The sequence below is a fragment of the Streptomyces sp. NPDC025784 genome, assembly GCF_055558435.1.
The window spans coordinates 228,501-236,319 of sequence record NZ_JBVHMN010000009.1 but is presented as its reverse complement, the minus strand read 5'-3'; the positions used below and the strand labels follow the sequence as shown (position 1 = coordinate 236,319).

At 70.1% G+C, this 7,819-nt stretch carries 9 protein-coding genes; 1 reads left to right on the top strand and 8 read right to left on the bottom strand.

What is annotated here, in order from left to right; translation table 11 throughout:
* Nucleotides 1-173: 173 nt before the first annotated feature.
* Nucleotides 174-812, bottom strand: a complete 639-nt coding sequence (locus tag ACZ4IF_RS21870) for a TMEM175 family protein (RefSeq protein ID WP_467565131.1) — start codon at nt 810-812, stop codon at nt 174-176.
* 188 nt (nt 813-1,000) lie between these two features.
* On the opposite strand from ACZ4IF_RS21870, the gene ACZ4IF_RS21865 reads away from it, so the two are divergent.
* Nucleotides 1,001-1,816, top strand: a complete 816-nt coding sequence (locus tag ACZ4IF_RS21865) for a chitosanase (RefSeq protein ID WP_467565129.1) — start codon at nt 1,001-1,003, stop codon at nt 1,814-1,816.
* 78 nt (nt 1,817-1,894) lie between these two features.
* Here the strand turns inward: ACZ4IF_RS21865 and ACZ4IF_RS21860 are convergent, their stop codons facing one another.
* From ACZ4IF_RS21860 to ACZ4IF_RS21830, 7 genes are all read right to left on the bottom strand, one after another.
* Nucleotides 1,895-3,232, bottom strand: a complete 1,338-nt coding sequence (locus ACZ4IF_RS21860; RefSeq protein WP_467565127.1) for a nucleobase:cation symporter-2 family protein — start codon at nt 3,230-3,232, stop codon at nt 1,895-1,897.
* Between the two features lie 360 nt (nt 3,233-3,592).
* Nucleotides 3,593-4,969, bottom strand: a complete 1,377-nt coding sequence (locus ACZ4IF_RS21855; RefSeq protein ID WP_467565125.1) for an 8-oxoguanine deaminase — start codon at nt 4,967-4,969, stop codon at nt 3,593-3,595.
* A 161-nt stretch (nt 4,970-5,130) separates the two neighbouring features.
* Entirely contained in the window at nt 5,131-6,054 is a 924-nt protein-coding gene (gene pucL / locus ACZ4IF_RS21850; RefSeq protein ID WP_095937390.1) for a factor-independent urate hydroxylase, read from the bottom strand.
* Nucleotides 6,055-6,059: 5 nt separating this feature from the next.
* Entirely contained in the window at nt 6,060-6,458 is a 399-nt protein-coding gene (gene uraH / locus ACZ4IF_RS21845) for a hydroxyisourate hydrolase (protein WP_359501158.1), read from the bottom strand.
* A complete protein-coding gene (gene uraD / locus ACZ4IF_RS21840) occupies nt 6,455-6,970 on the bottom strand; it encodes a 2-oxo-4-hydroxy-4-carboxy-5-ureidoimidazoline decarboxylase (RefSeq protein ID WP_467565122.1) in 516 nt (171 codons plus the stop codon). The genes uraH and uraD overlap by 4 nt, the downstream gene beginning before the upstream one ends.
* Nucleotides 6,971-7,134: 164 nt before the next feature.
* Nucleotides 7,135-7,503 carry a helix-turn-helix domain-containing protein gene (locus ACZ4IF_RS21835; RefSeq protein ID WP_359501162.1) on the bottom strand — a complete coding sequence of 123 codons (369 nt, stop codon included), beginning with the start codon at nt 7,501-7,503 and terminating at the stop codon, nt 7,135-7,137.
* Nucleotides 7,500-7,751 carry a YkoF family thiamine-binding protein gene (locus ACZ4IF_RS21830; protein WP_037763576.1) on the bottom strand — a complete coding sequence of 84 codons (252 nt, stop codon included), beginning with the start codon at nt 7,749-7,751 and terminating at the stop codon, nt 7,500-7,502. Before ACZ4IF_RS21830 ends, ACZ4IF_RS21835 begins: the two co-directional genes overlap by 4 nt.
* Between the last annotated feature and the right edge of the window lie 68 nt (nt 7,752-7,819).

Below are 7,819 nucleotides of genomic sequence, written 5' to 3'. Positions count from 1 at the left end.
GGGGGCGGGCGCCGGGGCGCGCGCGGGCGCGCGGCCCCCCCGCCCCCCCCCCCCCGCGGCGCCCCCCGCCCCCCCCCCCCCCCCCCCCCCCCCCCCCCCCCCCGGCTCCTGCGACCGGTCACACATGGCCGCCGACTTCCGCACGCTGATGGGCGTCCCGCCCACGTACTACGTCACCGGGCGTCTGCCTGCGGCACGGCCTTGTCGTGCTCTCGGGTCGGTACGGGTACCTGGTTGAACCCGTAGTAGACCGCGAGCAGGCCGTGCGCGGCCAGGGTCGACGGGGCGGAGACGTAGGCGAGGCCGACCGTGGCCGGGTAGGCGAGCGATCCGAGGGCGAAGCGGACCCGGGTGCGGCGGGCGGCGGCCACGTCGACCCGGCCGTCGAGGAGATGACCGGTGCGGGTCAGGTGCCACCACAGGGCCTGGAAGGCGAGGGCCATCGCGACCATGACCATGCTGTAGACCGCGGCCGCGACATGGGAGGCCTCGTCCTCGCGGAGGTACTCCGCGAGCATCGCGGTCGGCCAGGGCACGGCGGCCACCACCATCAGCACGAGCAGGTTCAGGAACATCAGCGTGCGGTCGACCCTGACGACGTAGCCGAAGAGCTGGTGGTGGTTGATCCACATGATGCCGATGACCAGGAAACTGACCACGTAGGCGGCGTACGAGGGCCATTGCGCGCCCAGCGCGTGCCACAGGCCGCCGTGCTCCCCCACCTCCGGGACCTTGATCTCCAGGATCAGCAGTGTGATGGCGATGGCGAACACACCGTCGCTGAAGGCCTCCACACGGCCCGACTCGTTCATGACACGCACTCCCCCTCGTGACCCCGACCCCTGTGCGCCGTCCCGCCGCGCGCTCCGACGGTAGCGGAGTGACCGGCACCCGTCTCGCACCAACTCGCTTTGTCCGTACGGGTGTACGGCCTTCGCAATCTCTGGTAGGAAACTTTCCTAACAGTACGCGGAACCACACACCCCCCTCCGGAGGTACCGTGCACACCCCCCACATACGGACGTCGCGCCGCACCCTGCTCGCCCTGATCGGAGCCTCGCTGCTGGCAGGTCCCCTCGTCGCCACCCAGTCCGCGACCGCCGCGCCGGCCGGTCTGGACGACCCCGCGAAGAAGGAGATCGCGATGAAGCTCGTCTCCAGCGCGGAGAACTCCTCGCTGGACTGGAAGGCCCAGTACAAGTACATCGAGGACATCGGCGACGGGCGCGGCTACACCGCCGGGATCATCGGCTTCTGCTCGGGCACCGGCGACATGCTCGACCTGGTGGAGCTCTACACCCGGCGCAAGCCCGGCAACGTACTGGCCAAGTACCTGCCCGCGCTGCGCGAGGTGGACGGCAGCGACTCGCACGACGGCCTCGACCCCGGTTTCCCGGGCGACTGGCGCAGGGCGGCGCAGGACACGGCCTTCCAGCAGGCGCAGAACGACGAGCGCGACCGGGTGTACTTCGACCCGGCCGTCCGGCAAGGCAAGGCCGACGGCATCGGCGCGCTCGGCCAGTTCACCTACTACGACGCCATCGTGATGCACGGCGACGGCGGCGACAGCACCAGTTTCAGCAGCATCAGGCGGCGCGCACTGGCCGAGGCGAAGCCGCCGTCCCAGGGCGGCGACGAGGTGACCTGGCTCAACGCCTTCCTCGACGCGCGCGTGTGGGCCATGAAACAGGAGGAGGCCCACTCCGACACCAGCCGGGTCGACACCGAGCAGCGGGTCTTCGTGCGCAAGCGGAACCTGAACCTCGATCCGCCGCTGGACTGGCAGGTCTACGGCGACAGTTACCACATCGGCTGACGGGTCCGGGAAGGCCGGGGGCGCGGCACGGTTCTCGTGCCGCGCCCCCGGCGGGCCCGCCGGGCGGATGCGTCCCGGTCAGTGCGCCGGGACCGCCTTGAGGTCCTCGCCCGCCTCCATCGGGTGGGTCACCTCGCCCGCGTCGTGGCATTCACCCTTGCCGAGATGGTTGAAGACCAGGTTGAGGACCACGGCCGTGACGCAGCCCGTCGAGATCCCCGAGTCCAGCACGATCCGCGCGGTCTCGGGGAACGCGTGGTAGAACTCCGGCGCGGTGATCGGGATGATGCCGACGGCCAGCGAAACGGCCACGATCAGCACGTTGTTGTCCTTCTCCAGGCTGGCCCGGACCAGGGTCTGGATGCCGCTCGCGGCGACCGAGCCGAACAGCACGACGCCCGCTCCGCCGAGCACCGGACGGGGCACGACGGCGATGAGCGACGCGGCCATCGGGCACAGGCCCATCAGCACCAGGAAACCGCCGCCGGTGGCGACGACGTACCGGCTGCGGATCCTCGTCATCGCGACCAGACCGATGTTCTGCGCGAAGGCGCTGCACATGAAGCCGTTGAAGAGGGGGCTCAGCGCCGAACCGAGGGTGTCGGCGCGCAGGCCGGCCGCGATGGTCTTCTCGTCGGCGGGCCGCTCGACGATCTCGCCCAGCGCCAGCATGTCCGCGGTCGACTCGGTCATGGACACCACCATCACCACGCACAGCGAGAGGATCGCGGCGAGCTGGAACTGCGGGGCGCCGAAGTGGAAGGGCGTCGGGAAGCCGACCACGTCCGCGTCGGCCACGGGGCCGAAGTCCGTGACACCGAAGGGGATCGCGACGAGCGTGCCGATCACCAGGCCGAGCAGCACCGCGATCTGCTTCACGAAGCCGCGGGTGAAGCGGCGCAGCAGCAGGACGACGACGAGCGTGGCCGCGGCGAGGCCGAGGTAGGTCGTCGAGCCGTAGTCGTGGGCCGTGGGGTCGGGGCCCTGCGCCCAGCCGAAGGCGACCGGCAGGAGCGAGACACCTATCAGGGTGATCACGCTGCCGGTGACGACGGGCGGGAAGAAGCGGACGGCCTTGCTGAAGAAGGGGGCGGCGGCGAACCCCAGGACGCCCGCGACGATGACCGCGCCGAAGATGATCGGCAGCGCGTCGCTCTTGTCCTTGGCGGACGCGACGACGGCGGTCATGGGGGCGACGCCGGCGAAGGTGACTCCGTTCACGAACGGGAGCCTGGCGCCGATCTTCCAGAAGCCGAGGGTCTGCAGGAAGGTCGCGAGGCCCGCGGTGAACAGGCAGGCGCCGGTGAGGAAGGTCAGTTCGGTGGCGGACAGACCGACGGCGGCGCCGACGATCAGCGGTGGGGCGACGACTCCCGCGTACATCGCGGCCACGTGCTGGAGGCCGCTGGTCGCCATCTTGAGGGCGGGCAGTTTCTCATCGACTGGGTGCTTGGGCTGGCCAGTCGGTCGTGCATCGGTGCGGGGCGCGGGCTGAGCGGCCACAGCGGCTCCTCCGGTCGGGTACACGTCGGCATTGACGCGGGTTTCAGGGAGGTGATGCGCGGTCGTGCGGGACCGGGACGGATCCGTTCGGGGCGAACGGCACCCGTTTGTTGGGGACGGGGACCGTTCCGGGGCGTGCACGTCCATGCCCGCCCCGGACACGGCCGCCATGGACCCCGCTCGGGTCCACGGCTACCGGCAGAGGGCCGTCCCCCTCTGCCGGAGATCTCCGGTTGATGGGCCCGCGCGCCGGACGGCGCACGGGCCGGCGCGTCAGTCCTGCCCGGCGATGCCCGCCAGGCGCTGCGCCTCTTCCCGCGTGGAGCGGGCGATGGCGTCCTCGTCGACGTGCAGCAGACGGCCGTCCTCGACGACCGGCCTGCCGTTCACGAGCGAGAGCGTGACCGGTGCGGCTGCGCCGAAGACCAGCGCGATCACCGGGTCGGCGATCGAGGCGTGGGCCAGGGTGTCCAGCTTCCACAGGACCAGGTCGGCGAGCTTGCCCGGTTCCAGGGAGCCGATCTGGGAGGCGCGGCCGAGGACCTGGGCACCGCCGAAGGTGCCGAGACGCAGCGCCTGACGGGCGTTCAGGGCGGCCTCGCGGTGGGCGCCGAGGCGGTTGATGAGCAGGGCGTTGCGCAGTTCGGTGTGCAGTTCGCCGGACTCGTTGGAGGCGGTGCCGTCGACGCCGAGGCCGACGGGGACGCCGGCGGCGAGCATGTCGGGGACGCGGGCGATACCGGCCGCCAGGCGGGCGTTGGAGGACGGGCAGTGGGCGACGCCCGTCCTCGTGCGGGCGAAGGCGGCGATGTCGGAGTCGTTCATGTGGACGCAGTGCGCCATCCACACGTCCTCGCCGAGCCAGCCGGTGGACTCGAAGTAGTCGGTCGGGCCCATGCCGAACAGTTCCTTGCAGAACTGCTCCTCCTCGACCGTCTCCGATCCGTGCGTGTGCAGCCGTACGCCCTTGCGCCGGGCGAGTTCGGCACCCTGCCTGAGGAGTTCGGTGGAGACGGAGAAGGGCGAGCAGGGCGCGACCGCGATCTGTGTCATCGCGTCGAAGGAGGCGTCGTGGTGCTCGTCGATGGTCGCCTCGGTCGCGGCCAGCGCGCCGTCGAGGGTCTCGACGGCGAAGTCCGGGGGAAGGCCGCCGTCCGACTTGCCGCGGTCCATGGAGCCGCGGGCGAGGGTGAAGCGGACGCCCGTCTCGCGGGCGGCCCGGATGATGGCGCCGGACAGGTCGCCGGAGCCCCTCGGGTACACGTAGTGGTGGTCCATGGCGGTGGTCACACCGCCGCGGGCCATCATGGCGAGGGAGCCCTGCGCGGCGGAGTACGCCATCTTCTCGTCGATGCGCGCCCAGGTCGGGTACAGCGCGACGAGCCAGTTGAAGAGGTTGTGGTCCGTGGCGAGGCCGCGGGTGATCCACTGGTAGAAGTGGTGGTGGGTGTTGACCAGGCCGGGCGTGGCCAGGTGCCCGGTGCCGTCGATGCGGCGTACCACGTTCTCCAGGTCGTCGGGGGCCCTGCCCGCGCCGACCGACTCGATCCTGTTGCCGGCGACGACGATGTGGCCCGAGGCGTACTCGGTGTCGCCTCCGTCCACGGTCGCGATGGCGCAGTTCTCGATGACGATGCGCTCGACTGCCACGGCGGTTCCTCGTTCTTCCCATTGGTGGACGGATCCGGGGGTCGAGCGGGGTGACGACCGGATCCGTGGTGCTGTTGTCGCGCAGATGCCCCCGCTCTCCCCTGGGACTCGACGCCGGCGCACGCGTCGGGGAATCGGGCACGCAGTCCCGCGGAGCGGTCCTACAAGTTGGTGAGGTCCACCGGGATGCGCGGCTCGCAGCCGTCACGCAGGATGGTCGCCTCGATGAGGCCGTACGGGCGATCGGCCGCGAAGTAGACCTCGTTGTCGTTCTCCAGCCCGAACGGCTCCAGGTCGACGAGGAAGTGGTGCTTGTTCGGGAGGGAGAAGCGCACCTCGTCGATCTCACTGCGGTTGTTGATGATGCGCGCGCCCATCTGGTACAGGGTCTGCTGCAGCGAGAGGGAGTACGTCTCGGCGAAGGCCTGGAGCATGTGCTTCTTCACCTGGTCGTAGGACTTCTCCCAGTTGGGCATCTTCTGCTCGTCGCCACTCCAGTTGAAGCGCCAGCGGCCGGACACCTGGGTGGCCAGGATGCGGTCGTAGGCTTCCTTGAGCGTCGTGTACTTGTCCTTGACGTAGCCCCAGAACTCGGAGTTCGTGGAGTTCATCACGACGAGGTCCTTCAGACCGGAGATGACCTCCCAGTTCTCACCGTCGAAGGTGATCTGGGTGACGCGGGTCTCCTGGCCCTTGCGGACGAAGGAGTGCTTGACCGCGTCCGCTCCGATGAACTTGGAGTTCGCGTCCGAGGCCTCGATGCGCTCCCAGGCGTACTCCTCGATGCGGATGCGCGCCTGCTTGATCGGCTCCTGGCTGGTGACGAAGTGCCGGGCGAGGTGGATGCCGAACTGCTCGGCGGACTCGATGCCGTACTCCTTGGCGAAGGCGTACACCGTGTTCTTGGTGGTGTCCGTGGGCAGGACGTTCGCGTTGGAGCCCGAGTAGTGGACCTCCTCCATGTCGCCGCTCAGCGCGACCGACACGTTCAGGTCCTTGATGTGGTGCGTGGCGCCGTCGCGGGTGATCCTGACGACTCGGTTCTCGGCCTTGCCGTACTGGTTCTGTCCCAGAATCGTGGGCATGTCTGCTAGCTCCCTCGGTAAACGGAGTAGCCGAACGGGTTGAGCAGCAGCGGTACGTGGTAGTGCTCGCCCGGCCGGACGGCGAAGGTGATCGCCACCTCCGGGAAGAACACTCCGGGCGCGCCGCTGTCCCGATTCGCGGGGGCGTCCTGCTGCGCATCGGCTTGCTTCTTTTCGAAGTACTGCTCGACGGCGAAGTCGAGCCGTACATGGGTCGTCCCCTCCGGCAGTGCCGGAAGGTCCTTGCACCTGCCGTCCGCGTCGGTCGCGGAGCCGCCGAGCGCCTCCCAGTCCGCCTCGCCGCCGGCGCGGACGGCGAGTCGGACGGCGACGCCCTCGGCGGGGCGTCCCGCGCTGGTGTCCAGGATGTGTGTGGACACGGAGGCGGTGGTGTCGGTGCTCATGCCTCATCTCCCTCTACGAGACCGGCCAGACGGATGCGATTGATCTTGCCCAGTTCGGAGCGGACGATCTCCCGCTCCTGCTCGGGCGAGTTGCCGATCCGTTCCTTGACCGCGTCGCGCATCTGCTCCCCGGTCCGGCCGGTGGCGCAGATCAGGAAGACGTGGCCGAACTTCTCCTGGTAGGCCAGGTTCAGTTCGAGCATCTCCTCCTTGAGTTCCGCGGAGGCGCCGGCCATGCCGCGCTGCTCACGGGAGGAGGTGGGGTCCCCCGGCTTCGGGCGCCCGATGGGCGGGTGTCCCGCCATCGCCTCCGCCAGGTCCACGGCGGTCAGCTCGGCCATGGCGGCGTCGCTCGCCAGGTGCAGATCGTCGGTGGTGGCGTACGGGCGCCGGGCGAGCAGGATGCGGGCCCACGCGGTGGAGGCGCACACCTCGTGGAGTGCGGCGAGGGCCGCCTGCTCCTCCAGGGCGTTGAACCGGGCGAGGCCGCCAGGTGTCGTACTCGAAGTCACGGGAAGCCTCCGTGGCCTTGTGCTGGACGGGCTGCGGATAGCTAACGCCCTCGGAAACACCACGTCAACACTTTGTTGAAAACTTCGGGTAACAAAAACCGCCGCCCGGCAGTCCGGACGGCGGTGCCTCGCGCGCGGGCCGGCCCTCGCCGCGTCGCGCCTGGTCAGGCCCCTTTTTCGCGGTTCAGATAGTTGTAGACGGTGAACCGGCTCACGCCGAGCGCGCTCGCCACGGTCTCCACGCCGTGCCGTACGGAGAATGCTCCGCGCGCTTCCAGTATGCGCACGACCTCCTGCTTCGCCTTGCGGTCGAGATCGGCCAGCGGCCGGCCCTGCTTGCGCTCCAGGGCGGCCAGGATGTGGTCCAGCGAGTCGGCGAGCTGGGGCAGGCGCACGGCGACGACGTCCGCACCCTCCCAGGACAGCACGACGTCGTCGGCTCCGGCCTCGCCGGGCGGCAGCATCTCGCCCCCCATGGCGTCGACCAGCGGCTTGACCGCCGTGACGAAGGGGTCGTCCCCGATACCGCTCACTTATCGCCCTCCCCGACCACGTTCACCTGGAGCGAGACCCGGGTGGCGCCCGCCCCCAGGGCCTTGCGCAGCAGTGCGTCGACCGCGGTGAGCACCGCGTCGGCACCGCCCTCCGCGGTGTTGCCGAACGGGCCGACGTCCACGGCGTCCAGCTCGGCCGCCTCGATGACCTCGCGGGCGACCAGCGCGTGCGGGGGCGCCTCGTCGAGGTCGAAGGGCTCGGTCGTGAACTCCACTCTCAATCGCACGGGCTCAACCTACTGCGCGCCACGGTTTCCCCGGCAGCCCCCTCCGCGCCGGGCCCCCCGTACGGGCC